The sequence below is a fragment of the bacterium genome, from assembly GCA_029210545.1.
GTDB lineage: Bacteria > BMS3Abin14 > BMS3Abin14 > BMS3Abin14 > BMS3Abin14 > JARGFV01.
Map to the genome: position 1 here is coordinate 1 of JARGFV010000227.1, position 563 is coordinate 563.

Annotated in this window: 2 protein-coding genes; both read right to left on the reverse strand. The window is 54.2% G+C overall.

What is annotated here, in order from left to right:
* A partial coding sequence (locus P1S46_12430) for a transporter substrate-binding protein (protein MDF1537269.1) occupies window positions 1–223 on the reverse strand: 223 nt, incomplete at its 3' end.
* A 92-nt stretch (window positions 224–315) separates the two neighbouring features.
* A partial coding sequence (locus tag P1S46_12435) for a cysteine hydrolase family protein (protein MDF1537270.1) occupies window positions 316–563 on the reverse strand: 248 nt, incomplete at its 5' end.

Here is a 563-nt window from a genome sequence, read left to right on the forward strand (position 1 = left end):
ATTTAATACCACCGGCGGCATTAATTTCATCGATGGCAAGTTTGGCCCCATCGAGCTGAACAGGGCCTACGGGGGATGCCGCACCCGTGAGACCGAACATGAGCCCCAGCTTGACCATCTTGGGGGCCTTGTCAGCTGTTGCGCCCATAGGCAGGGCAAGGCACAGGGCCATGACCGCCGTCAAAACGATCCAATTCGAATTCGAACCATTAAACAGTTTCATAACAATCCTCCTTCAACGTTCCCTTCATTAAAGGACTTTGATAGGGTCGCAAAAAGTCCAGGCGGGACTTTTTGCGAGGTCATCAACTTGCTTCATGAAAGGGCCGTGAGAAACTCCCCGGACGTCAGAACCTTGCCGATCCGTGGGAAGATGACCTCCTCTGCGTACTTCTGTTCGTAATCCGTGTCGGTGGCGGTACAATCCTTCAGTACCATGACCCGGAAACCGTGATCGTAAGCCGAGCGGGCTGTAGCCTCCACGCACCAGTTGGTATGGAACCCGGCGAAGGCAACATGCTCGATCTCGTTGGCCCGGAGCAGATAGTTAAGAGCGGTGGAAT